We start from the raw sequence: 24,782 nt of genomic DNA, 5'->3' as shown, positions 1-24,782 counted from the left end.
GCCTTTTATGAGCTCGAACAGTGCTGCCGATCACGTACCGGCGCGTGATGCGTCGACGGTCATCCTGATCCGTGACGGACGCCTCCGTTCCGAGATCGACGTATTTCTTCTCGAACGGGTCGGCGGGATGGCGTTCGCGGGTGGAATGACGGTATTTCCCGGAGGCGGTGTCGACCCGTCGGACGCCGCAGCCGACGTGGGGTGGGCAGGTCCACCGCCCTCATGGTGGGCCGAACGCCTCGGAACCGACGAGGGCAAGGCGCAAGCACTGGTGTGCGCCGCGGCGCGCGAGACGTTCGAGGAGTGCGGTGTGCTGCTGGCCGGGTCGTCACCGGATTCCATCGTTGCCGACACTGCTCCGTTCAGCGCGGAACGAGGTCGACTCGAGCGCCGCGAACTCTCGTTCGCCGAATTTCTCACCGCACACGACCTGGTGCTGCGCTCGGATCTGCTTCGGCCGTGGTCTCACTGGATCACGCCGGTGGGCGAAGCGCGACGGTACGACACTCGGTTCTTCGTCGCAGTGCTCCCGGAAGGCCAGAAGGCGGACGGGGACACCAGCGAAGCAGCGTCGGTCAGTTGGCGTTCGACCGGTGATGCGTTGGCGGATTGGCGAAAGGGAGACACCATCTTGCTCCCACCGACCTGGAGCCAGCTGGACGCACTGTCTCGGTTCGACACAGTCGCCGACGTCGTCGACCACGAACGTGACATCACCCCGATCCTGCCGATTCTCACCCGTGAGGACGGCGCGGTCCGGGTGGTCTTCGACGGGGACCACGCGTACTACGCCGGAGCGCGACATCCCTGGGCCGATCGCTGAACTGTCGCCGGGTAGCCTTTCGGTCCATGGCTGAGTTCGTGAATCTCGACGTATCCGACGGTATCGGCACCATTCGCTTGGACCGACCGCCGATGAATGCACTCGATCGTCAGATGCAGGAAGAGATTCGCGCCGCGGCTCGGGAAGCGACCGTGAACACCGACGTCAAGGCGGTCGTCGTCTACGGCGGCGAGAAGGTGTTCGCCGCCGGTGCAGACATCAAGGAGATGGTGGCGCTGTCGGCGGCTGAGATGACGGAGATCGCCGGGGACCTGCAGTCCGCTCTGGGCTCGCTGAGCACCATTCCCAAGCCGGTCGTCGCGGCCGTGACCGGATACGCGCTCGGCGGGGGACTCGAGGTCGCTCTCGGTGCCGATCGTCGAATTGCCGGAGACAACGCCAAGTTCGGTGTCCCCGAAGTGCTCCTCGGTGTCATTCCCGGCGGCGGCGGCACTCAACGACTGGCGCGGCTGATCGGTCCGAGTCGAGCGAAGGACATGGTCTTCACCGGCCGCTTCGTCGGAGCGGAGGAGGCACTGCGGATCGGTCTTGTGGACGAGGTGGTGGCCCCCGACGAGGTGTATAACGCTGCGCGGGCGTGGGCGATGCAGTTCACCACGGGTGCATCGCGGGCGCTCGCCGCTGCAAAAGCGTCGATCGATCAAGGACTCGACGTCGATCTCACCAATGGCCTTCGGATCGAGGCCCAGCAGTTCGCGGCGCTGTTCGCCACCGACGATCGCACGATCGGAATGCAGTCCTTCGTGGCCGACGGCCCGGGCAAAGCGACCTTCACCGGCCGGTGACGCAATCCCCGACGACCGACGGAGTTGTTTCACAGCTACCGGATAGTAGGCTCGCCTGATGACTGCAAGCCCCCACGACGGTGTGAATCGATCGAGCTCCAGTGTGACGGCCCCGGCCGAGGCCGACGACAGGACGGTCGATCCTGCCCCGAACCCGCACGCCACTGCCGAACAGGTCGAGGCAGCACGATCGGACACCAAACTGGCGCAGGTGCTCTACCACGACTGGGAAGCCGAGACCTACGACGACAAGTGGTCGATTTCCTACGATGAGCGTTGCATCGATTACGCCCGTGGCAGGTTCGATCAGGCTGTGTCGGGTGACGCCTCGGCGCAGTCGGCTCTGCCGTACGGCCGCGCCCTGGAGTTGGGCTGTGGAACCGGTTTCTTCCTGCTCAACCTGATGCAGGCGGGCATCGCCGACAAGGGTTCCGTCACCGACCTGTCGCCGGGAATGGTGAAGGTTGCACTGCGCAATGCCGGGCATCTCGGTCTCGACGTGGACGGTCGTGTTGCCGATGCAGAGACCATTCCTTACGACGACAACACGTTCGATCTGGTGGTCGGCCACGCTGTGCTCCACCACATCCCGGACGTCGAGCAGTCCCTGCGCGAAGTACTTCGGGTGCTCAAGCCCGGCGGGCGATTCGTTTTCGCAGGTGAACCGACCACCGTCGGCAACTTCTACGCTCGCTGGCTGGGGCGTATCACCTGGGAAACAACCACTCGCGTGACCAAGTTGCCGTTCCTGGCGAGCTGGCGCAAGCCACAGGAAGAGCTCGACGAGTCCTCGCGAGCCGCCGCGCTCGAGGCCGTCGTCGATCTGCACACGTTCGATCCCACCGACCTGGAGAGCATCGCGCTCTCGGCCGGTGCCGAGCGCGTGCAGGCGAACACCGAAGAGTTTGCCGCCGCCCTGCTCGGGTGGCCGGTACGGACGTTCGAGGCGGCTGTCCCCGCGGGAAAGCTGGGCTGGAACTGGGCGAAATTCGCCTTCGGTGGTTGGAAGACACTGAGCTGGGTCGACGAGAACGTGCTGCAGCACGTAGTGCCGCGCGGGCTGTTCTACAACGTGATGATCACCGGCACCAAACCCGCTCCTCGCGCTTGATCGGCTCGGACCGCCGCAGACCCTGCGCTCGAGTTCGCTAGTGGGCTACGAATTCACCGGCACCGACCTCGACTTCCTACGAAGCGAGGCCGGTGCCGGAGCTCTTGCTGCGGTCGACGATCTCGAGCTGAACGCCCGAACCTCGGTGCGCGACACAGCCTCGGTGCGCACACGCTTCCCCGACCACGCGAGTGCCCTGATCGAAACCGTCACGGTCCGCCGCAAGGCGCGAGTGAAATTGTTCGAGTCGGATCGTTGGCTGGTGACCGACGACGCCGTCCAGCAAGCCACTCCGACACTCGTGGCGCGCAGGCGTGCCGAGCGACTGGCCGGCCGTCGAGTGCACGACGTCACATGCTCCATCGGCAGTGAACTGGCCGTGCTGGTCGGATCGGCAGAGTTGGCGGTGGGGAGCGATCTCGACCCGATCCGGCTTCGGATGGCCGCGCACAACGTGCCTGCTGCCACCCTGCTGCGGGCCGACGCATTGACACCGACGACGCGGGGCACCGTCGTCGTGGCTGATCCCGGCCGCCGAGCGGGCGGGCGGCGACGCCATGATCCGGCAGCGCTGCAACCTCCGTTACCCGATCTGTTCGACGCCTATCGCGGCCGAGATCTGGTCGTCAAATGTGCGCCCGGTCTCGACTTCGACGCCATCGATTGGCCCGGCGAGATCGAGGTGGTTTCGCTCGACGGGGGAGTGCGCGAAGCCTGCCTCTGGTCGGAAGGGCTCAGCGAGAAAGGCATTGGGCGTCGGGCAGCGGTGCTTCGGTCCGATGGCAGCGCACTGGACATCACCGATGCCGAATCCGACGACATTCCGGTTCGGCCGCCAGGGCGCTACATCGTCGACCCCGACGGTGCAGTGGTCAGGGCCGGTCTGGTTCGTCACTACGGTGCCAGATTCGGTCTGTGGCAACTCGATCCGAGGATCGCATACCTGACCGGCGATACAGTACCGGCGGGGGTACGCGGCTTTCGGATTCTGGAGCAGTCCAAGTTCTCCGAGAAAGTGCTTCGGCAGCAACTGAATCGGATGGAATGCGGCTCGGTCGAGATTCTCGTACGCGGAGTCGACGTCGATCCCGCGATACTGCGGCCCAAGCTCAAGCTCCGCGGAACCGTCGCGTTCTCGGTGGTGATCACCCGAATCGACCGGTCGGCGGTGTCTTTCGTCTGTGCACCCGGGGCGATAGATCAGTCGGTGTAGGTGAAGATCTCACCCAGGTAGCTCGCGGTCACGACCTGCCCGTCCGGCCCGATGGACGTGCCGACCGTTGCACCGACGACGTCGGGAACAGGCTGCGAGTCCACTGTGTCGCCGGTAGCCGAATCGAAGGTGAGCAGCGCGAGTCCGTCGCCGTCGCGGACGACGGTGTGGCCGCGGCCGTCTGCGGATTGTGCTGCTGTTCCTGCTTGTTCGATGTCGTCGCGCACCCACACCCGCTCGACGGAACCGCCGTTGTCGCGCAACCCGATCAAGGTGCCGTCACCGCCGGCGGGAACGATGGTGCCGTCCGCGGCGATCGACGGGGATGCCCCGACTCCGAGTCCGGTGCCCTCGGTCCACTTCTGTCGCCCGTCGGCGGTGTCGAACGCAGTCAACCGGCCGTCGACATCGGCCACGTAGACCGTCGACCCGTCCTCGGACAACACCGGAGACGACGCGACTCCTGCGGGCAGGAGGTCCGAGGACCAGCGTTCGGTGAGTCCGGGGGAGCCGTCGCGGTTGTACTGCAGTGAAACAAGTTGCGGCGCAATCGAACCCGGACGCCACAGTGTGAGGTAGATCGCCCCGGTTGCGGCGTCGATCGCTGGTGCGGCGGGGACGAGGCATTCCGACCCTCCCACACTGCATTCGGCGAGCCCGGTGTCGACCGGCTGAAAATCGGAGTTCGGATCGGTGAGGAAGTTCGGCGTCGGAACGAGGTCGAGGATGGGCACTCGAAGCTGGCCGTTCTGTGTGTCCAGGACGCTGACCTGACCCATCTGGGTCACCGAGAGCACGCTCCCGTCCCCGAGGAACTGAGCGGACTTCGGCACCCCGTATACCGGTGTTCGCCAACGAAGTTGCCCGTGATCGTTGTACGAGTTCATGCCGCCGTCGTCACCGATGTACACGTTGATCGCGGAGTCGACCGTAGGCGTTGCGGTCACGACCGATGGCCCGACGCGATTGCACCAACGCTTGCGAGCGGAGTCGATCTCGAAGGAGAAGAGGTTGCACCCGGATTCGGTGGCGGCGGTGACGAACATCTGACCCGTCGAGCCGATGGACACCGGAGAGCTCACGGTGCCGCCGGTGGGCCGGGTCCAGTCCAACGTGAGGGGAGAGTCGACCGACACTGCGGTCGATCCACTGTTGTGTGCGTTCGCATGGGCGGCGGGCCACGAATCGGGTGAGAGCGGTTCGATAGCGGCGGTGTCGGAACTGCAGCCGCTCAGGGTCACCAACACAACTGCGGCGGCGACCGCAGTGACCTTTCTGCCGGTCCTGCCGTGGGCCCTGACGCCGTGCATCGATCGCTCCCCATGAGGTCTTCCGTGCCCGACGCGGTGCCGGGCGTGCCTGTTCTCCTGCGCCGACCGGCAACAGTCGACAGGCAACCCTAGCCCGCCGACGGGTGCCGGCAGAGAGCGGGCGAACGAGAAACTAGGGTGAACGACCATGACGAGTATGTGGAACGCACCGCTGCGGACACGCTGGCGCGGGTCGAGACGACGCGACACCGAGCAGGCGCGTTTCCTCACGCGTGCGTCCCTCGATTGGGTGCTCGCGAACAAGGCGTACACGCCCTGGTATCTCGTGCGGTACTACCGACTGGCGAAGTTCAAGCTCGCCAATCCGCACGTGATCCTGAGGGGCATGGTGTTTCTCGGCAAGAACGTCGAGATCCACTCCACCCCCGAGCTCTCGCGTCTCGAGATCGGGCGCTGGGTACACATCGGCGACGGCAATGCCATTCGTTGCCACGAGGGTTCGCTGCGGATCGGTGACAAGGTGGTGTTCGGCAAGGACAACGTCGTCAACACCTATCTCGATATCGAGATCGGCGCGTCGACGCTGGTGGCCGACTGGTGCTACATCTGCGATTTCGATCATCGGATGGACGATGTGAACATGCCGATCAAGGACCAGGGAATCGTGAAGGGGCCCGTGCGAATAGGGCCGGACACCTGGATCGCCGCCAAGGTGACGATTCTGCGTGAGACCAGGATCGGGCGCGGCTGCGTACTCGGTGCCCATGCCGTGGTCAAGGGCGAGATTCCCGATTACAGTATCGCCGTCGGTGCCCCTGCCAAAGTCGTCCGCAACCGCAAGGACGCGTGGGAAGCCGGTGCCGCAGATCGCGCGAAATACATTGCGGCGCTGGAGGACATTGCACGCAAGAAGGCCCTCGGTCAGGCCGAGGCCGCGCGGGAGAGCTGACAGTCGGGTGAGCGGAACCTCGTCACCCACTACGGGGTTCCGTGCACGTCGGGCGGCTCAGGTGCGGCCGGGGAGTGCGCGTTCGACGATGTGCGGGCGGCCCAACGGATGGCGAACTTTACGCTTTGCTTCCAGGTAGACCCGGGCCGTCGATTCGGCAACGTGTTTCCAGTCGAAGTCCACGGTCAGGCGTTCTCGGGCCGCCACCGCCCGTTCCTGCGCGGCGTCGGCGTTGTCGAGCACCTTCCGGACGGCAGCGGCCAGCCCAGCGACGTCCGCGGGCGCGAAGGACAGGCCGGTCACACCGTCGACGATCGCTTCGCCGAGTCCGCCTGCGGTGGACGCGACCAACGGGGTACCTGCGGCCGCGGCCTCGAGGGCGATGATGCCGAACGGTTCGTATCGGCTCGGCAGGACGATGGCGTCGGCTCCGTGCAGCCAACCGAGCAACTCGGTGTGGTCCAGGTTGCCCAGGAACGACACTGCCCGGCTCACCCGGTGCGTGCGCGCCAGCCCGGCCAACCAAGCGAACTGAGTTCCCTCACCGGCGATGTGCAGAGTGGTGCCCGGGTGGCTCCGCCGGATACGGGGGAGGGCGGCGATTGCGTCCTGGATGCCCTTCTCGTATTCGAGCCGGCCGACGTAGAGCAGCTTCGCGGGCTCGGATCGGGGCTCGCGTCGTCGGAAGCTCCAGGTGGATCCGTCGATTCCGTTTCGAATGACCGAGACCGACGACTCGGACACACCGAACAACGCGGTCACCTCGTCTCGCATCGACGCCGAGCAGGTGATGACCGCATCCGAGTCGTTGGCCAGCCACCATTCGACGGAATGCACCTGACGGTTGACGGGGCCGGAGATCCAGCCGCTGTGACGTCCGGCCTCGGTGGCGTGGATGGTCGAGACGAGAGGTACGTCGTAGAACTCGGCCAGGGCGATGGCGGGGTGCGCAACGAGCCAGTCGTGGGCGTGGACGACGTCGGGCTGCCAGCCCTCGCCCAGTCCCGGCTTGCCCAGCGCGACACCGGCCCTGACCATCGCGTGGCCCATCGCGAGGGTCCAGGCAAGCATGTCTTCTCCGAAGACGAAGTGAGCCGGGTCCTCCGCGACGGCAACGACGAGCACGCCGTCCTCGATGTGATGCGAGGTCGGGTGTGTGGCGGCGTCGGTACCGGTGGGTCGACGCGACAGGACCACGACCTCGTGTCCGCAGAGGACCAGCTCGGTCGCCAGGTGATGAACGTGCCGACCGAGTCCGCCGACCACCACGGGTGGGTATTCCCACGACACCATCAGGATCTTCATCGACGTCCCCCTGCAGGTTTCGGGTCGCTGCCACGGTGCGCACCGGGTAGACGGCGCGCGTCCAACGCGGGGAACAATCCGTCCGCGCGGTTCCACTGCCTCGCAAGTTCGGCCGCCCGGGGTGTCGAACCGCCGATGGCCGCAGCAGAGATCTCGCGCAGAGCGTGCGCGTGGACGTGCGCGCGTTCCCGCGCATAACCGGCGGCGGAGTCCTTGCTGACCATGAATGCCCAGTCGCTGGCCACTGCCATCAGTGTCTCACGCAGTATCTGATCGCTGACCCGATTGCGTAGTTCGGGCCCACCGTTGCGGCGACTGTCCGCCCGGGCGGCATCGACGGCGTCGAGCGCGGTCCGGGAGACCTCGGAATTGAGCGCAACCAGGTCGGCGACATCGTCTCCTGCCCACACGCGCCAGTCCTTGCCCGATCCCCACGACGAATCCTGCAGTTCGAGCGGTGCACCGACGTATCCCTGCTCGCGTGCGTCGTTCAGCGTGCCGACGGTGATTCCGGCGGCCGGGAGTGCGTGCATGAGCTTCTCGAGCCACTGGGGGCCCTCGTGCCACCAGTGTCCGAAGAGCTCGGTGTCGAATGCGGCCACGACCAGAGCGTCACGGCCGATCCGATCGGATTCCGAGATCAGGCGTCGACGGACCACGTCCACGAAATCGGCGACGTGGCGATCGACCGTCGCCGCAGCGCGCTCGGGGTCGTAGGGGGCCTTGTCGTTCGAGTCGACCGTGCGTCCGGTGATGCGAGCGGGTTTGAGGCCGGTCTCGTGGTCGTAGGTGTGGAAGTCCCGGTAGGAACCGTGGCCCGGATAGCCCGATTTGGGTGACCAGACGCGATAGCTGACCGGAAGATCTCGGCCGAACGCGACGACGTCCGAATCCCACACAGGCCTGCCGAGCGAGGTGTCGCCGCGCATCGCGGGGCCGTCGACCATGAAGTGCGAGACTCCGGCGGCCGCGTACTCGGATTCCATGCCGGGGGTGAAGCCGCATTCCGGTGCCCAGATTCCCGACGGTGTGCTGCCCCAGCGTGCGTGTGCGTCCCGCAGACCTTCGCGGAGCGAGAACTCGCGCAATCGAGGATCGAGCAGTGGCTGGAACGGGTGCGCGAGCGGGCCGCCCAACAACTCGACCGTCCCGGCATCGAGCAGCGGCCGAAGCACTGCGGATCCGCCGTGCCGCCAGCGTGTCTCGAATTGTCGGAGGGCAGCGGCGGCACCTCGGTGTTCGCGAACGGACAGTTCGCGATCGGCGGCTTCGTGGGCGCGCAATTGCCAATTTCCGAGCCAGTGGTGCATACCCGACAGGCAGTGTGGGTCGTCCAGTTGGGCGGCCAGAACCGGGGTGACGCCGAGCGACAGCACGTCGGTGTGGCCGTCGTCGGCCAGTCGCTCCAGGGCCGCGGTGAGCGGCAGATAGCAGTCGGCCCAGGACTGGTACAGCCATTCCTCGCCGACGGGCCATCTGCCGTGATTGGCCAACCAGGGGAGGTGGGAGTGCAGCACCAGAGAGAACATGCCCGGCACGGTGGTGCCGGATGTCACCCGATCACCGAACTCGAGCTCTTCTTGGCGATTGCAACCAGGTCGAGGCTCTCGTCGATGCGGTCGGCGGCGATCTCGAAGTCGTCGATCGTGATCGCCGCGACGTCCTCGGCCAGCTCGGTCGGCCACGGCTCGCCTGCCAGAGCCCGCTCGATCTGCGCGTCGATGAAGGAGCCGCCGTGCTTGGCATCGAGGGCGGCCAACGTACTGCCGTGTCGGACCCCGGTCAGTTGGGTTACCTCGAGGCGAGCGTCGACGAGAAGTTCGGTCAGCTCGGCGGCGTCGAGCTCGCGAGTGTGGAAGGGATTGAGCGGAGTATCGCGGCCCGGCGAGAACGTGATCCGGTTGGGTGTGCTGATCAAGAGCGTGCCCCCGGGTTTGAGAATCCGGTGCACCTCGGCGAGAAATGCACCCTGATCCCACAGGTGCTCGATGACCTGGAAATTGACGACGACATCGATGGAGGAGTCGGCGAACGGAAGGCGGTCGAGGTTGCCGCGCAACATCGTCACCCGGGGGTAGCGCGCACGCACGTGCGAGGCCGCAGATGCGTCGTAGTCGAGACCGATGACATGCGTTGCAACATCGGCAATCATGTTGGCTCCGTAGCCTTCTCCCGATCCGGCCTCGAGTACGGTGCAGTCTCGGCACCGCTCGACCAGTGCTCGGTAGACCACCTCGTGGCGGCGGAACCAGTAGTTCTCCTCGGCGATACCCGGCACCGTTCTCTCGCCGGTGAGGGGGAGTGGTTCGGGTACCGGTGCCTGAGCCGAAGAATCGTTCACCGACGGAAGGTTAGTGGAGGCGTGGGGGAGGTAAGCCAACGTGGTCTCCGTAACAGTCGGGGCGCAGATGTATGGTCGGACGGACGAGGAGGTAAGTTACCCATGAGTAACTACGGTGAGGTAACCTCGTCCCAGGCCGTAGAACTGCACGAACCGTTAGAACACTCACGATCAGCAGAACATGACCAGGAGGTCGACGCAGACCCATGACGAACATCGTTGTTTTGATCAAGCAGGTTCCAGACACGTGGTCCGAGCGCAAGCTCACCGACGGTGACTACACCCTCGATCGCGAGGCTGCCGACGCCGTCCTCGACGAGATCAACGAGCGGGCCGTCGAAGAGGCATTGCTCATCAAGGAAGCCCAGGGCGGTGAGGTCAAGGTTCTGTCCGCAGGCCCCGATCGCGCCACCGATGCGATTCGCAAGGCTCTGTCGATGGGTGCGGACAGCGCAGTGCACCTCAACGACCCGAGCCTGCACGGCTCCGACGCCATCCAGACCGGGTACGCCCTGGCTGCGGCGCTGGGCAATGTCGCATTCGAGAACGACGAACCGGCCGATCTCATCATCGCCGGCAACGAGGCCACCGACGGACGGACCGGTGCAGTCCCCGCGATCATTGCCGAATACCTGCAGATCCCGGCGCTGACGCAGCTGCGCAAGCTCACCGTCGCCGACGGCAAGGTCACCGGCGAGCGCGAGACCGACGAGGGCATATTCGGCCTCGAAGCCACGCTGCCCGCCATCGTGAGCGTCACCGAGAAGATCAACGAGCCCCGGTTCCCGTCCTTCAAGGGCATCATGGCCGCCAAGAAGAAGACGGTGCAGACCATCACGTTGGCCGACATCGGCGTCGAGGACGGCATCGTCGGTGTCGACAATGCAGGCACGACGGTTACCTCGTCGACCCCCAAGCCTCCCAAGACTGCCGGCGAGCGGCTCACCGACGAGGGCGACGGCGGCGACAAGATCGCTACCTACCTCGTAGGCCAGAAGATCATCTGATCCCGCCCCACCGAGCAATCGAAGACAAACGAGGAGCAAGTCATGGCAGAAGTACTCGTGCTCGTGGAGCACGTCGAGGGAACATTGAAGAAGGTCAGCTCCGAGCTGATCACCGCCGCTCGCGCACTGGGTGAGCCGTCCGCGGTCGTCACCGGTCCGGTCGGCACCACCGACAAGGTCGCCGACGCGCTGGCCGAAGCTGGTGCCGAGAAGATCTACGCCGCCGAGTCCGACGACATCGACGGATTTCTGGTCACCCCGAAGGTCGACGTCCTGTCGGCACTCGCGGAGTCGGTCTCGCCCGCGGCGATCATCACCGCGGCCACGATCGAAGGCAAGGAAGTTGCGGGACGGCTCGCAGCGCGCCTGGGCTCGGGTTACCACAACGACGTCGTGTCGCTGAACGACGACGGCAGTGCCGTCTACTCGATCTTCGGCGGCGCGTTCACCGTCGAGGCGAAGGCCAACGGCGACGTTCCGGTCATCTCGCTGCGTCCCGGCGCAGTCGAGGCCGAGCCGAAGGCCGGAGCGGGAACTCGCGAAACCGTCGAGGTCCCGGCGCAGGAAGACGGCACCGTCAAGGTCACCTCGCGTGACCCGATCGTGGGCGGCGACCGCCCGGAGCTCACCGAGGCGACTGTCGTCGTCTCGGGCGGACGTGGCGTCGGCAGCGCCGACAAGTTCTCGGTCGTCGAGGATCTCGCCGATTCGCTCGGTGCCGCAGTCGGTGCCTCGCGCGCTGCCGTCGACTCCGGGTACTACCCGGGCCAGTTCCAGGTGGGCCAGACGGGCAAGACCGTCTCCCCGCAGCTGTACGTTGCACTCGGCATATCCGGAGCCATCCAGCACCGCGCCGGAATGCAGACCTCGAAGACCATCGTCGCAGTGAACAAGGACGAAGAAGCTCCCATCTTCGAGATCGCCGACTACGGCATCGTCGGCGACCTGTTCAACGTCGCTCCGCAGCTGACCGACGCAGTCAAGAAGCACAAGGGATAGCCACAGCCGCTGTTCTGCGAGAAGGCCCTCACTGCTTCGGCGGTGGGGGCCTTCTCCCGTGAGGCGGGCAACCTTGTTCATGCAAACTCTTCCGACACGTTCCCCCGTCGACGCCCGGTAGTCTTCCTGGCTCGTTAGACACACCTCATGACCACTTCCGTCATGAGCTCGACTGCATCGATCGTCCCGGCCACCGACCGCTACTCACTCGTGTTGTCCACCGACCCCGAGCACCGACTCGCGGCGCAGCGTCTGCGCTACGACGTGTTCGCGTCCGAGCCGGGATTTGCTGTTCCCACCGACCCCGACGGCCTCGACGCCGATCGGTTCGACGAATTCTGTGACCACCTTCTCGTCCGCGACCAGTGGACCGACACGTTCGTCGGCTGCTACCGCATGTTGCCGCCACCGGCCGCGGTGGCCGCAGGCGGCTACTACACGGCAACCGAATTCGATATCTCCGCGCTTGATCCCGTCGGCATGAACATCGTCGAAATGGGCAGAGCTGCAGTGCATCCCGACCATCGATCCGGATCGGTCCTCGGCCTGATGTGGGCGGGAATACTGCACTACCTAGACGTGACGGGGTACGAGTGGGTGATGGGCTGCGTGTCGGTTCCCATGCAATCGGCACCGGGTGAACCTCTCGGGGCCAATGTCCGAAGCGTCCGAGACCGGCTGTTGGACAAGCATGCAACGACGCCCGATCGGCGGGTTCGGCCCTACGCTCCGGTCGTCGTCGACGGAGTCGACCTGGTCGACATCGCACCTGCGAAGCGAACGTCCATGCCGCCGTTGCTGAACGGATACCTCCGGCTCGGGGCATCCATCTGTGGCGAGCCTGCGCACGACCCCGACTTCGGTGTGGCGGATTTCGTCGCCTTACTCGGGCTGCACGAGGCCAACACTCGGTATCTCGATCGGTTGCGTTCGGCTGCAACGACATTCGAGTCGGGTACCCGGTGACGCAACCGATCGTGCGCACACATGCCTGGATGCCGTCCTCGCCGTGCGGCGACGGTTGTCTACCGAAGAACCCGCCGACGGTGAGACGATTCGTTCTCGTGCTGCGCATCGTGCTGGCACTGGCTGCGTTCGGATTGCTGCCGGTGTTGGTCGTACTCGGCGTGCCCTTTCCGCGGGTTCGTCGTTCGCTGACGCGTCTCGGCGCTCGGATGTTGTTGCTGGCCATCGGCATCGACCTCACGGTCCTCGATGCTCGCTCGGAACGCGAGCGATCTCGAACATCCGGGGGAGCTCTGCACGTCGCCGGGCACATCTCCTGGACCGATGTCGTCGTGCTCACTGCTGTCCGACCCTCGACCTTCGTCGCGCGCGCCGATCTGGTCGACTGGCCGGTGCTCGGACGGCTGGCGCGGGCCATGAAAGTGCTCCCCATCGATCGAGCCCGTTTGCATCAGCTGCCCGGTGTCGTCGAGCAGGTGGCCGAACGAGTCCGAGCAGGTGGATCGGTCGTCGTTTTCCCCGAGGCCACTACCTGGTGTGGGCGCGCGTACGGCTCGCTGCGCCCGGCGTTGTTGCAGGCGGCCATCGATTCCGAGACCTGGGTGCAGCCGATCCGGTTGCGGTATCTCGACCGAACCGGAGAGCAGACCACGGCGACCTGCTTCGTCGGAGACGAAACGATCGGCGCGTCCATCGGCCGGATCTTCGGACTTCGAGGACTGCGGGCCGAGGTGGAGTTCACGGCACCGGAAGCACCCGGCAGCGACCGGCGCGACCTCGCTCGCCGCTGTGAGGTGGCAATTCGTCGCGACGCCGGAGTGGAGCCCGCGGAACGACCCCGGAAGGACGTGTACGACCCCACCGTCCATCAGGTCTCGGTGCACGAGGTCGTGGCCGAAGCCGAGCGCCGCCCGAGTGCCCCGACGGTTGCGGCGGCCTGACCGAAGCGTCGACCGACGTGAGTGCGGACCCGCCTCGCGCAGGTAGGTCCGCACTCCGGGCAGCGGGTATCGTCTAGCCTGTTATGCCTTCTGTGCGCAGTACGACTGCTTCCGTCCCGCCTCGGCCACCGGTGTACCTCGATCACGCAGCAACGACCCCGATGTTGCCGAGCGCGATCGAGGCGATGAACTCTGTGTTCACCACCGTCGGAAACGCATCCTCGCTGCACACCTCCGGCCGATCCGCCCGTCGTCGGGTGGAGGAATCTCGCGAGTCGATAGCCGCAGACCTCGGCGCGCGCCCGTCCGAGGTGATCTTCACCTCCGGCGGCACCGAAAGCGACAATCTCGCCGTGAAGGGCATTTTTGCCGCACGCCGTGATTCCGACCCCACCCTGACCAGAATCATCGCGAGCTCGGTCGAACACCATGCCGTACTCGATGCCGTGGAATGGCTGGTGGCCCACGACGGTGCGGTCGTCACATGGCTCCCGGTCGACACCGACGGCCGGGTGACTCCCGACGTACTGAGGGCCGAACTGGCCCTGCACGCAGACGAGACTGCCCTCGTCACTGTGATGTGGGCGAACAACGAGATCGGAACTGTCATGCCGATCACCGAGCTGGCAGCCGTCGCCGCCGAATACGGCGTCCCGATGCACAGTGACGCGATCCAAGCTGTCCCGCATCTGCCCGTGAGCTTTGCGGACAGCGGTCTGTCCGCGCTGAGCATCGCCGCTCACAAGTTCGGTGGTCCCCAAGGCGTCGGCGCGCTCCTGCTGGGTCGTCAGGTTCCGTGTGTTCCGTTGTTCCACGGCGGTGGCCACGAACGAGACGTGCGTTCGGGCACTCCGGACACCGCAGGCGTCGTCGCGATGGCAGCCGCGCTGCGGTCGACCACCGAGAATGCATCACGGCACCGTGCCGAACTGAGTGCGTTGCGTGATCGGTTGATCGCAGGTATTCGAGACATTGTTCCCGACGTCATCCTCAATGGCCCCGAAGGTGACGACCGGTTGGCCGGAAACGTCCATTTCACGTTTCCCGGCTGTGAGGGCGATTCGCTGTTGATGCTGCTCGACGCCGCGGGCATAGAATGTTCGACGGGCTCCGCGTGTACTGCGGGCGTGGCCAGTGCCAGCCATGTGCTGATTGCTCTCGGCCTCGATCCTGGCGTCGCCCGTGGATCGTTGCGGTTCTCCCTGGGGGCCGGATCGTCCGATACAGACATCACCACTGTGCTTGCGGCGCTGCCGCAGGTCGTCGAACGCGCTCGTGCCGCCGGATTGGCCGGCGTCGGAGCTCGAGGAGGAAATCGCTGATGCGTGTTCTGGCTGCTATGAGCGGGGGAGTCGACTCGGCGGTGGCTGCGGCTCGTGCCGTGGACGAAGGCCACGATGTCGTCGGCGTTCACCTGGCACTGTCGACCGCTCCCGGTGCGCTTCGTACCGGTTCGCGCGGCTGCTGCTCGAAAGAGGACGCCGGTGACGCTCGCCGAGCCGCCGACGTACTCGGAATACCTTTCTACGTCTGGGATTTCGCCGATCGCTTCAAAGAGGACGTCATCGACGACTTCGTGGCGTCCTACGCAGCGGGAGAAACTCCCAACCCCTGCCTGCGGTGCAACGAGAAGATCAAGTTCTCCGCGTTGGCGGACCGCGCTCTCGCACTCGGCTTCGACGCCGTGGCCACCGGGCACTATGCCCAGCTGCACGACGGAGTGCTACGCCGGGCCGTGGACGCGGACAAGGACCAGTCCTACGTCTTGGCCGTGCTCACCCAGGGTCAACTCTCGCGTGCGATGTTCCCCATCGGCGACACTCCGAAGTCCGAGATCCGCGAGGAGGCAGCCGAGCGCGGGCTGGCCGTTGCGGACAAGCCGGACAGCCACGACATCTGCTTCATCCCCTCGGGGGACACACGCGCCTTCCTCGGCGCACACATCGGAGTGCGCCCGGGCAAGGTCGTCGACTCCGACACCGGAGCCGAACTGGCCGACCACGACGGTGTGCACGGTTTCACCATCGGACAACGCAAGGGACTCGGAGTCGAAGGGCCTGCCGCCGACGGCCGTCCGCGCTATGTCACCTCGATCGAGCCCGACAGCGGCACCGTCATGGTCGGTTCCGCGCAGAAGCTCGATGTCTGGGCCATCAGCGGAGACCGTGCGGTGTGGACCGAAGGCGTGGCCCCGACCGGTCCCATCGAGTGCACAGTCCAGGTTCGTGCGCACGGCGGGCTGACCGACGCCGTCGCCGAGGCAGTGGGCGAAGGGATGGAGATCCAGTTGCGCGCTCCACTCACCGGAGTTGCCAAGGGGCAGGCAGCGGTGTTGTACCGCAAGGACATTCACGGAGACATCGTCATCGGCAGCTCGACCATCTCGGGCACTCGATCCGAGCGCGAGTGACCGCGAGCGATTTCGCAGGACTTGCAACCGGTATCGGTTCCTGGCCGGGTACCGACATCCGTGAGGCTGCCGCAATCGTCCTCGGTGAGTTCGACGAGTTACCGCACATCGTCGAGCTCCCGGCACGCGGACTGGGTGCGGACACGATCGGGCGCACCGGAGCCATCATGGTCGACGTCGAACTCGACGTGCGCACGTCCGGATATCGGGTCGTACCCCGTCCCATGCTTGCCGGTCGTCGGGCCGGCGATTTTCTCGCCGAGGATCTCGATGTGCTCGAGGAACTGTGGGAGGTCTCGGGGCTTGGCGGCAGCGGCCGCACGATCAAGGTTCAGGCCGCCGGACCGTTCACGATGGCCGCTCAGGTCGAACTCCGGCACGGGCATCGGGCTTTGACCGACCGCGGTGCCGTCCGGCATTTCACCGAAGCCCTCGGTGAGGGGCTTCGGGTGCACTGCGCGGAGGTGGCGCGCCGGCTCGGCGTCGACGTCGTGGTTCAGCTCGACGAGCCCAGTCTCGCAGCCGTTCTGGCCGGCAGCCTGACGGGGATCACCGGTCTCGATACCGTGCGTTCGGTTCCCGAACCGGACGCACTCGAAGTGCTCGACTCGCTGATGGAGACCATTGCGCTCCCAGTCGTGGTGCATTGTTGCGACTCCGATGTTCCCTTCGATCTGTTGCGCCGCTCGCGAGCTGCTGCCGTTGCCGTGGACGCGACCGGGCTGCGCCGCACCGACTTCGACGGGATCGGCGAGTTGCTGCAGACAGGAAAGACGCTGATGCTCGGCTTGATTCCACCGGTAGCCCCCGAGCGGCCAACGGGTTGGCGGGAACTCGCGGAGCCGGGTGTGGTCTTGATCGACCGCCTCGGGTTCGATCGTTCTGTCCTCGCATCACAGATCTCGGTGACGCCCAGTTGTGGTCTGGCCGGCAGCACGCCGGAGTGGGCCCGTCGCGCAACAGGACTCGCCCGCGACGTCGCCGCTGCATTCGCCGACTCGCCCGATTCGTTGTGAGATCGCACAGTCGCTTCGAGTGACCGGGCTCTGACTCGGCTACCCCGCGCCCCATGAGTATTGGGACGTCGAACAGGTGTGACACTATTCACATGGCCGTCGGGGGTCTATCGAATCGGTGGGAGTTCGGAACATGGCATCAGGCGGTCGCGACTTCGACGAGGTTGCCTCCCTCCGGCGTTCCGGCCGACACCGTCGAGGTGTGATGGCCAAACTCGCAGCCGCAACCTCCGACTGGTATCGAGCGCCGCACGATTTCGAGTGGATCCTCAACCACAGATCGACCCGCCCACTGACCGGAATCATTCGCGCAGTCTTCGGCACGGCAACGTTGATGTACGCGCTGACGTCGATCCTGATGCTCTTCAGTGACCTGGGGCCTCGCGGAACTACTGCGATCGTCTGGGTTGCGCTGGTGCTCGCGATTCAGGTTGCCGTCGCCGCTCGGTGTGTGCTCGGACCGATCCCGGGAAAGAAGTGGTTCATCGGCTTTCTCGCCTTCGGCGACATCCTCACGACCTCGGTGTTGATTCTGTACGATCCCATCGCCTCACTCATCGGAACAGTGTTGTTCGCCATCACGGGCGCACTGTGCACCTACTTCTTGAGTCCACGCTTGCTGGTGGCGCACTTGGTGTGGACCGCCACGTGCATCGTCGGCTTCGGCATTCGCACCTTCGTAACGGTGATGAACGACGACGTGGACTACATCGACGGGCCCGCTGTCGCGACCGCCACGGTGGTGTTGCTCCTGGCAACCGTGGGAGTGCCGGTGTTCGCTCAGGTGGCGTGGACAACGCTGTCCAACGACGCCAAGCGTTCGGTCCTCGATCCACTGACCGGGGTGTACAACCGGCGAGGCATCGACAGTGAACTGCTCGACCTCTGGCAGCAAGCCCACTCGCGGGATATGTCCATGGCGTTCATGGTCGTCGACATCGACAAGTTCAAGTCCGTCAACGACCGTTTCGGGCACAGTCGCGGCGACGACGTGATCGTTCGAGTCGCCGACCGACTGCGCCGCCTGGTTCGGCATCAGGGTGGAGTTCTCGCCAGAACCGGTGGCGAAGAATTCCTCGTCGCTCTGGTCGGCGACGCGCGGGGAATGGTCGATCTCGGCTTCGACGTCGTCCGGGTGCTCTGCGACGGTCGGGACGACATCCCCGTCACCGTCAGCGTCGGCATGGCTTTGCTGCGCGAGGACTCGGCCCTGTGGGACGTGGGAACGTCGGTGGTCGGTAGAGCGGCACGTACGGCGGACGCCGCGATGTACCGGTCCAAGCAGTCCGGCGGCAACAGTCTGGTGATCGACGAGATCTGAGTCCGCGATCTGCCCGTAGCTCGGTGCGCCGGCGTGCTCGTACGAGACCTCTGCGATGATCGTCCGATGTATCGGCTATCGGATGCCCAGCGACGTGGATTGCCCGCGGGAGTGTTGCTCTCGGTGATGGCCTCGGTGCTCGGCGGTATCTACGCCGATTCGTTCTTCAGCGGTTTCGCACTGACCGCCGGTATCTGCGCGGTGGCGCTCGTGGCCGCGACGCTGTTGCTGGGACTCATGGGTCGCTAGAGGCCCGGTGTCGGCAGATGGGTCACTGTCGGTGGGGTCGGATAATCTTCGAGACGTGCCTGAGCCCACCGAACTACCCGCAGGAACCGACGACGTCGCAGGGACAGTCGGTGTAGAACTCGATGCCGCGTCCTCTGCCGATCGCGAGCGATGGCAGACGCTGGCCGAGGAAGTGCGCGGCCATCAGTTCCGCTACTACGTTCGCGATTCGCCCATCGTGTCCGACGGCGAATTCGATGCTCTGCTGCGTGAGCTCAACGATCTGGAAGATGCACACCCGGATCTACGGACCGCGGATTCGCCGACCCAACTCGTCGGAGGCGGCTTCGCGACGGAATTCACCGCCGTGGACCATCTGGAACGAATGCTGAGCCTGGACAACGTGTTCGACCACGACGAGCTGCGTGCCTGGGCAAAACGAGTCGAGACCGAGGCCGGGCCGGATCTGCACTACCTGTGCGAGGTCAAGATCGACGGCGTCGCGCTGAACCTGGTGTACGAGAACGGCACTCTGGTTCGTGGTGCCACCCGCGGCGACGGACGTACGGGCGAGGACGTGACCCTCAACGCACGCACGATCGACGACATCCCGGACACCCTGACGGGCAGTGCGGAGTACCCGGTGCCGGAGGTACTGGAAGTACGCGGGGAGGTCTTCTTCCGCCTCGAGGATTTCCAGGCCCTCAACGCCTCCCTCGTGGAGGAGGGCAAGCCCCCGTTCGCCAATCCGCGAAACTCCGCCGCAGGGTCGCTGCGACAGAAGAATCCTGCCGTCACCTCCAAGCGACGCCTGGGCATGATCTGCCACGGGTTCGGGCGCATGGTGGGCTTCACCCCCGATTCGCAGTGGCACGCCTACGAGGCACTCCGAGCGTGGGGCCTGCCGATCTCCACGCACACCACACGGGTGCGGGGGATCGACGAGGTAGTCGAGAAGGTCGTCTACTGGGACCAGCACCGGCACGACGTCGAACACGAGATCGACGGTCTGGTGGTCAAGATCGACGAGATGTCGCTGCACCGCCGTCTGGGAACTACGTCTCGGGCACCGAGGTGGGCGATCGCCTACAAGTACCCACCCGAGGAAGTCACCACGACTCTGCTCGACATCCGGGTCAGTGTGGGCAGGACTGGCCGAGTGACACCGTTCGCGTACATGACTCCGGTTCTCGTAGCCGGTTCGACGGTGTCGTTGGCAACTCTGCACAACGCCTCGGAGGTCAAGCGTAAGGGCGTGTTGATCGGCGACACGGTGACCATTCGCAAGGCGGGTGAGGTCATCCCGGAGGTTCTCGGACCCGTCGTCGACGCCAGGACCGGTGACGAGACCGAATTCGTCATGCCCACCGAGTGCCCGGAGTGCTCGACGCCACTGGCTCCGGCCAAGGAGGGTGATGCAGACCTGCGTTGCCCCAACTCGCAGTTCTGCCCGGCGCAACGGCGCGAGCGCGTGTTCTTCGTGGCCGAGCGGCAGCGATTCGATATCGAGGGGCTCGGGTACGAGGCCGCATCCGACCTGTTGACCACCGGTGCCATCGAGGACGAGGGCGATCTGTTCTCGCTCACCGAAGAAGACCTGATGAAGACGGCGATCTTCCGCACAAAATCGGGGGCGCTCTCGGCCACCGGTCGCAAGTTGCTCGACAACTTGGCCGTAGCGAGGAATCAGCCGCTCTGGCGCGTCCTGGTCAGCCTGTCCATCCGGCACGTGGGGCCGTCGGCGGCCCGTGCGCTGGCCGGGGAGTTCGGCAGTCTCGAACGTATCGAGGCGGCGTCGGTCGAGGAATTGTCTGCGGTCGACGGGGTGGGTGGCACCATCGCGGCCGCTGTCTCGGAATGGTTCGACGTCGACTGGCATCGAGCCATCGTCGACAAATGGCGGGCCGCGGGCGTGCGGATGGAAGACGAGCGTGACGCCTCCATAGAGAGAAATCTCGAAGGACTGTCGATCGTCGTCACCGGATCACTGACCTCGTATTCCCGTGACGAGGCCAAAGAGGCGATCCTGCTCCGAGGCGGGAAGGCGGCGGGTTCGGTGTCGAAGAAAACTGCGTTCGTCGTCGTCGGCGAGTCACCGGGGTCCAAGCACGACAAAGCGATCGAGCTCGGCGTACCGGTACTGGACGAGTCGGGGTTCACTCTGCTGTTGACCGAGGGACCCCAGGCAGTGGCTCCCGCCGACACCGAGCAGGCATCCGACGACGGACCGGATGCGGACTGACCTGATGCGGCAGTGTCAGTTCAGGACGGTGGCCACGATGCCGGCGAGGTAACCGAGCCGGGCAACCTCCGACGGTCTGAATTCCGGCCCACCCGGCCTTCCCAGCATGAGTACAGTGCCGGTGTTTCCGAGCGGAGCGGCGGCGATCTGGGTATCCATGTCTCGCCACACCTGCGGAACCCATTCTGCATCTGCGTCCAGCGCAGCGGGAGCCGCCAGGGGGAACCACGGCAGCTCTGCGGCATGGGTTTCGGGTGCTCCGGAGCTACCCACCAGGCGGTACGGGCCGTGCGCATTGGTGGCCACAACTGTGCTCCACCCCACTCGTAGAACCCGAGGGGCACCGTCGACCAGTACCTGCAGTCGATCGTCGGACGCGGCGGCGACGCGATCGATCAATTCCAGTTCGCGGTGGGTGTCGAGGACACCGGTGTACGGCCGGATGGAATCGACCCGGACATCGTCGAGGTTCTCGGCGGCCGTGATCAACGTGTCGGGAAGCGAACCGGGCGCGACGTCGACCACCAGATCGTCGACCGCGTATCCGTCACCGCGTTCGATGACGTCGAGGGAGAGGATGTCTGCGCCGACCGAACCGAGCGCGACGGCCAAAGATCCGAGGCTGCCCGGCCGGTCCGGTAGTTGAACGCGGAGCAGGTAGGACATGTCACGCTCCCTTTCGACTTCTGGCGTACTTCGGCCACCCCAGCGCCATCGTTCGTTGCTGACGGGTAGAGAGGGAACACGGTGCACCCCGGCGCGAGCAATCCTTGCATCTTCGACCTGTGTGGCACGTCTCGCAACGCGGGCAGTGACAATTCTGACACCCGGAGCGGCCACGAGGAGTGCGTGCAGCCTGTGCGACGTTCCGCACTAGGCTGGACGTCGTTCGCGGACCCGTTCGGTTCGCTCTGCACAAACATGGGGTCGTTTCGTTCGGCTCCACTCCTACAGTGTGAAAGGGGTCTACGCGGTGCCTGACATCTCCCGCGACGAGGTCGCTCACCTCGCTCGGCTGTCGCGCTTGGCTCTCAGTGACGCCGAACTCGACGAGTTCGCCGGTCAGCTGGATTCGATTCTTCACCACGTCAAAGCCGTGGCGGAGGTGGCTACGGACGATGTTCCGCCGACGGCCAACCCCAGCGAGATCGTCAACGTGACGCGCCCCGACACGACTGTTCCCGGACTGACGCCGGAGCAGTCGCTCGCCGGCGCACCGAACGCGGAAGAGGGCCGTTTCGCGGTGCCGCAGATTCTGGGGGAGAGCGAATGACCGACCTGACGAAGCTCGATGCATCCGAGCTCGCCACCCGTATTCACGCGCGCGAGATCAGCGCAGTCGAGGTGACCCAGGCGCATCTCGATCGGATCTCGGAGGTCGATGCAGACCTGCACGCATTCCTGCATGTCGCAGCAGTCGAGGCGCTCTCGGCGGCGACCGACGTCGATGCGGGACTGTCTGCAGGTCGTGCGCCCGCGTCGGCTCTGGCCGGAGTCCCGTTGGCCCTCAAGGACGTGTTCACCACGACCGACATGCCGACGACGGCCGGCTCGAGGATTCTCGACGGCTGGGTCTCGCCGTACGACGCGACACTGACCTCGAAGCTGCGAGCAGCGGGTATCCCGGTTCTGGGCAAGACCAACATGGACGAGTTCGCCATGGGCTCGTCGACCGAGAACTCCGCGTACGGGCCGACCAAGAACCCGTGGGACACGACCCGGATCCCCGGTGGCTCGGGGGGTGGCAGTGCGGCGGCGCTCGCCTCGTACCAGGCACCGTTGGCGATCGGCACCGACACCGGCGGATCCATTCGCCAGCCGGCCGCACTGACCGGCACCGTGGGAACAAAGCCCACCTACGGCAGTGTCTCGCGTTACGGGTTGATCGCCTGCGCATCTTCTCTCGACCAGGGTGGTCCGTGCGGGCGCACGGTGCTCGATACCGCGCTGCTGCACGAGGTGATCGCCGGATACGATCCGCGCGACTCCACGTCCGTCGATACGGCTGTTCGGCCTGTCGTCGCGGCGGCACGGGAGGGCGCTCGCGGCAACCTGTCGGGCGTTCGTGTCGGGGTTGTCAAGGAATTGCATTCCGACAGTTACCAGCCCGGTGTGATCTCGTCCTTCGATGCCGCGGTGACCACGCTCACCGAACTCGGTGCCGAGGTCGTCGAGGTCTCGTGCCCCAACTTCGTGCATGCGTTGGCCGCGTACTACCTGATTCTGCCGTCCGAGGTGTCGTCCAACCTGGCTCGATTCGACGGTATGCGATACGGCCTGCGGGCCGGCGACGACGGCAAGCACAGCGCCGAGCAGGTCATGGCCATCACGCGTGCCGAAGGGTTCGGGCCGGAAGTCAAGCGCCGCATCATGATCGGGACGTACGCGCTCTCGGCCGGGTACTACGACGCTTACTACGGTTCGGCTCTGAAGGTGCGCACGCTCATTGCACGCGACTTCGATGCCGCCTACGAGAAGGTCGACGTACTGGTGTCGCCGACGACCCCGACGACGGCATTCCCGTTGGGGGAGAAGGTGGACGATCCGATGGCGATGTACCTCAACGATCTGTGCACGCTGCCGACGAATCTCGCGGGCCATTGCGCGATGTCGGTGCCGTCTGGTCTTGCCTCCGAAGACGGTCTGCCCGTGGGACTTCAGATCATGGCTCCGGCGTTCGCGGACGAGCGTCTCTACCGTGTCGGTGCCGCGTACGAGGCCGCTCGCGGCGATCTGAGGTAGTTCGAGGTGCTGCATCGGTGGGCTGCAGACCTGGCTCATCTACCTCTGCTGTCCGGTGCGGTACCGACAGTCGCAGTGACAGCGGCGGCGGTACTGTCGCTGGCCACGATCTGTGTCGTCGTCCTGCGGGTTCGGCGCGGCTCAGGGCTGGGGCCGATGTTCGGTTCGCTGAGTGCCCTGGGTCTGCTGGCAGCGGTACTGGTTGCAACGGCCGTACTCACCAATCTGACCGTCACACGGTATCCGACGGTGGCGGTCGCTCTGGGGCGTCAACCTGTCGTCCCGGTCGAGGGTCACGGCAGACTGGTCGATCTCGAGGTGCCAGGCACGGTGTCGCACTTCGACGCGCGGCCCGCGACCGTCTACCTTCCGGCCTCGTACGACGCCGGTGCCGACGACCTGCCGGTGCTGGTGCTGCTCACCGGCCAACCCGGTCACGTCGTCGACTGGATCGAGGGTGGCCGCTTGATGCAGACGATGGACGCTTTCGCGGCCCGTCACCAGGGTGCTGCCCCGATCGTCGTCGTGGCCGATGGTCTCGGTGATACCGAGGCCAACCCGATGTGCATGGACTCGAACCTCGGAAATGCGGAGACCTACCTCTCCGTGGATGTGCCGCAATGGGTTCGGTCGAACTTCCGCGCGTCCTCGGATCCCCGGGCATGGGCGGTCGGCGGGTACTCGTACGGAGGAACCTGCGCCCTGCAGCTCGCGGTGACCGCACCGTCGGTGTACCCGACGTTTCTCGATATCTCCGGTGAGGACGAGCAACGTCGCGGCACGAGGAGCGAATCGGTTGCCGCAGCATTCGGAGCGGACACCCCGGTGAACGAGGCTCGATTCGATCGAACGACGCCGCTGAACATACTGTCGCGTAACAGCTTTCCCGATTCGGCCGGTGCCTTCGTCGCCGGTTCCGAAGACGAAGAATTCAGGCCGCAGACCGAGCGCGCCTTCGAGGCTGCTGTGGCTGCAGGTCTCGACGCTCATTACAGCGAGTTGCCCGGCGGACACTCGATGCAGGTATGGGCTCCGGCTCTGGAGCATGAGATGGACTGGCTCGGAGAACGATTGGGGCTGCTCGACTGACC

The 24,782-nt window shown here is 65.5% G+C and carries 23 protein-coding genes; 18 read left to right on the top strand and 5 right to left on the bottom strand.

The window, feature by feature from the left end:
- Positions 1 to 7 precede the first annotated feature (7 nt).
- From O4220_RS09190 to O4220_RS09175, 4 genes are read left to right on the top strand one after another with little or no spacing between them, the layout of a single operon-like run.
- Positions 8 to 823 (top strand): NUDIX hydrolase, encoded by an 816-nt coding sequence (locus O4220_RS09190; protein WP_269603302.1) that lies wholly within the window; start codon positions 8 to 10, stop codon positions 821 to 823.
- Positions 824 to 849: 26 nt separating this feature from the next.
- Positions 850 to 1,629 carry an enoyl-CoA hydratase/isomerase family protein gene (locus O4220_RS09185; protein WP_269603299.1) on the top strand — a complete coding sequence of 260 codons (780 nt, stop codon included), beginning with the start codon at positions 850 to 852 and terminating at the stop codon, positions 1,627 to 1,629.
- A 58-nt stretch (positions 1,630 to 1,687) separates the two neighbouring features.
- A complete protein-coding gene (locus O4220_RS09180) occupies positions 1,688 to 2,740 on the top strand; it encodes a class I SAM-dependent methyltransferase (protein WP_269603297.1) in 1,053 nt (350 codons plus the stop codon).
- 40 nt (positions 2,741 to 2,780) lie between these two features.
- Positions 2,781 to 3,953 carry a THUMP-like domain-containing protein gene (locus O4220_RS09175; protein WP_269603295.1) on the top strand — a complete coding sequence of 391 codons (1,173 nt, stop codon included), beginning with the start codon at positions 2,781 to 2,783 and terminating at the stop codon, positions 3,951 to 3,953.
- Here O4220_RS09175 and O4220_RS09170 read toward each other — a convergent pair.
- Positions 3,941 to 5,263 carry a PQQ-binding-like beta-propeller repeat protein gene (locus tag O4220_RS09170; RefSeq protein WP_269603294.1) on the bottom strand — a complete coding sequence of 441 codons (1,323 nt, stop codon included), beginning with the start codon at positions 5,261 to 5,263 and terminating at the stop codon, positions 3,941 to 3,943. The genes O4220_RS09175 and O4220_RS09170 overlap by 13 nt on opposite strands.
- A gap of 148 nt (positions 5,264 to 5,411) precedes the next feature.
- On the opposite strand from O4220_RS09170, the gene O4220_RS09165 reads away from it, so the two are divergent.
- Positions 5,412 to 6,173 carry an acyltransferase gene (locus tag O4220_RS09165; protein WP_269603293.1) on the top strand — a complete coding sequence of 254 codons (762 nt, stop codon included), beginning with the start codon at positions 5,412 to 5,414 and terminating at the stop codon, positions 6,171 to 6,173.
- 57 nt (positions 6,174 to 6,230) lie between these two features.
- Here the strand turns inward: O4220_RS09165 and O4220_RS09160 are convergent, their stop codons facing one another.
- Genes O4220_RS09160 through O4220_RS09150 form a run of 3 tightly spaced genes read right to left on the bottom strand, consistent with a single transcriptional unit; the run spans position 6,231 to position 9,819 of the window.
- A complete protein-coding gene (locus O4220_RS09160; protein ID WP_269603292.1) occupies positions 6,231 to 7,478 on the bottom strand; it encodes a glycosyltransferase family 4 protein in 1,248 nt (415 codons plus the stop codon).
- Complete coding sequence (locus O4220_RS09155; protein ID WP_269603636.1) at positions 7,475 to 9,007, bottom strand: glycoside hydrolase family 57 protein; 1,533 nt, start codon at positions 9,005 to 9,007, stop codon at positions 7,475 to 7,477. The genes O4220_RS09160 and O4220_RS09155 overlap by 4 nt, the downstream gene beginning before the upstream one ends.
- 23 nt (positions 9,008 to 9,030) lie before the next feature.
- Positions 9,031 to 9,819 carry a class I SAM-dependent methyltransferase gene (locus tag O4220_RS09150; protein ID WP_269603291.1) on the bottom strand — a complete coding sequence of 263 codons (789 nt, stop codon included), beginning with the start codon at positions 9,817 to 9,819 and terminating at the stop codon, positions 9,031 to 9,033.
- Between the two features lie 206 nt (positions 9,820 to 10,025).
- On the opposite strand from O4220_RS09150, the gene O4220_RS09145 reads away from it, so the two are divergent.
- The 10 genes from O4220_RS09145 to ligA all read left to right on the top strand — a co-directional run bounded on the left by O4220_RS09145 (position 10,026) and on the right by ligA (position 20,949).
- Positions 10,026 to 10,826 carry an electron transfer flavoprotein subunit beta/FixA family protein gene (locus O4220_RS09145; RefSeq protein ID WP_032376980.1) on the top strand — a complete coding sequence of 267 codons (801 nt, stop codon included), beginning with the start codon at positions 10,026 to 10,028 and terminating at the stop codon, positions 10,824 to 10,826.
- 42 nt (positions 10,827 to 10,868) lie between these two features.
- On the top strand, positions 10,869 to 11,825 hold the full coding sequence (locus O4220_RS09140; RefSeq protein ID WP_269603290.1) for an electron transfer flavoprotein subunit alpha/FixB family protein: 957 nt from the start codon (positions 10,869 to 10,871) through the stop codon (positions 11,823 to 11,825).
- 147 nt (positions 11,826 to 11,972) lie between these two features.
- Positions 11,973 to 12,791 carry a GNAT family N-acetyltransferase gene (locus tag O4220_RS09135; protein ID WP_269603289.1) on the top strand — a complete coding sequence of 273 codons (819 nt, stop codon included), beginning with the start codon at positions 11,973 to 11,975 and terminating at the stop codon, positions 12,789 to 12,791.
- 29 nt (positions 12,792 to 12,820) lie between these two features.
- Complete coding sequence (locus O4220_RS09130; RefSeq protein ID WP_420030367.1) at positions 12,821 to 13,732, top strand: lysophospholipid acyltransferase family protein; 912 nt, start codon at positions 12,821 to 12,823, stop codon at positions 13,730 to 13,732.
- A gap of 83 nt (positions 13,733 to 13,815) precedes the next feature.
- Complete coding sequence (locus tag O4220_RS09125; protein ID WP_420030350.1) at positions 13,816 to 15,054, top strand: cysteine desulfurase family protein; 1,239 nt, start codon at positions 13,816 to 13,818, stop codon at positions 15,052 to 15,054.
- Entirely contained in the window at positions 15,054 to 16,142 is a 1,089-nt protein-coding gene (gene mnmA / locus O4220_RS09120) for a tRNA 2-thiouridine(34) synthase MnmA (RefSeq protein WP_269603286.1), read from the top strand. Before O4220_RS09125 ends, mnmA begins: the two co-directional genes overlap by 1 nt.
- Complete coding sequence (locus O4220_RS09115) at positions 16,139 to 17,158, top strand: methionine synthase (RefSeq protein WP_269603285.1); 1,020 nt, start codon at positions 16,139 to 16,141, stop codon at positions 17,156 to 17,158. Before mnmA ends, O4220_RS09115 begins: the two co-directional genes overlap by 4 nt.
- Positions 17,159 to 17,291: 133 nt before the next feature.
- A complete protein-coding gene (locus tag O4220_RS09110; RefSeq protein WP_269603284.1) occupies positions 17,292 to 18,479 on the top strand; it encodes a sensor domain-containing diguanylate cyclase in 1,188 nt (395 codons plus the stop codon).
- Between the two features lie 66 nt (positions 18,480 to 18,545).
- Positions 18,546 to 18,728 carry a hypothetical protein gene (locus tag O4220_RS09105; RefSeq protein ID WP_269603283.1) on the top strand — a complete coding sequence of 61 codons (183 nt, stop codon included), beginning with the start codon at positions 18,546 to 18,548 and terminating at the stop codon, positions 18,726 to 18,728.
- Positions 18,729 to 18,783: 55 nt separating this feature from the next.
- Positions 18,784 to 20,949, top strand: a complete 2,166-nt coding sequence (ligA, locus tag O4220_RS09100) for an NAD-dependent DNA ligase LigA (protein ID WP_269603282.1) — start codon at positions 18,784 to 18,786, stop codon at positions 20,947 to 20,949.
- A 15-nt stretch (positions 20,950 to 20,964) separates the two neighbouring features.
- Here the strand turns inward: ligA and O4220_RS09095 are convergent, their stop codons facing one another.
- Positions 20,965 to 21,615 (bottom strand): amino acid-binding protein, encoded by a 651-nt coding sequence (locus O4220_RS09095; protein ID WP_269603281.1) that lies wholly within the window; start codon positions 21,613 to 21,615, stop codon positions 20,965 to 20,967.
- Between the two features lie 307 nt (positions 21,616 to 21,922).
- Between O4220_RS09095 and gatC the strand changes: the two genes are divergently transcribed.
- The 3 genes from gatC to O4220_RS09080 are packed head-to-tail and all read left to right on the top strand — an operon-like array spanning position 21,923 to position 24,780.
- Positions 21,923 to 22,222 (top strand): Asp-tRNA(Asn)/Glu-tRNA(Gln) amidotransferase subunit GatC, encoded by a 300-nt coding sequence (gene gatC, locus O4220_RS09090; protein ID WP_032378172.1) that lies wholly within the window; start codon positions 21,923 to 21,925, stop codon positions 22,220 to 22,222.
- A complete protein-coding gene (gatA, locus tag O4220_RS09085) occupies positions 22,219 to 23,691 on the top strand; it encodes an Asp-tRNA(Asn)/Glu-tRNA(Gln) amidotransferase subunit GatA (protein WP_269603280.1) in 1,473 nt (490 codons plus the stop codon). The genes gatC and gatA overlap by 4 nt, the downstream gene beginning before the upstream one ends.
- A gap of 6 nt (positions 23,692 to 23,697) precedes the next feature.
- Positions 23,698 to 24,780, top strand: coding sequence for an alpha/beta hydrolase (locus tag O4220_RS09080; RefSeq protein WP_269603279.1), 1,083 nt, complete (start codon positions 23,698 to 23,700; stop codon positions 24,778 to 24,780).
- Positions 24,781 to 24,782 lie beyond the last annotated feature (2 nt).

This window comes from Rhodococcus ruber, from assembly GCF_027270735.1.
Classification (GTDB): domain Bacteria; phylum Actinomycetota; class Actinomycetes; order Mycobacteriales; family Mycobacteriaceae; genus Rhodococcoides; species Rhodococcoides rubrum_A.
This window is presented reverse-complemented; position numbering and strand designations above follow the sequence as displayed.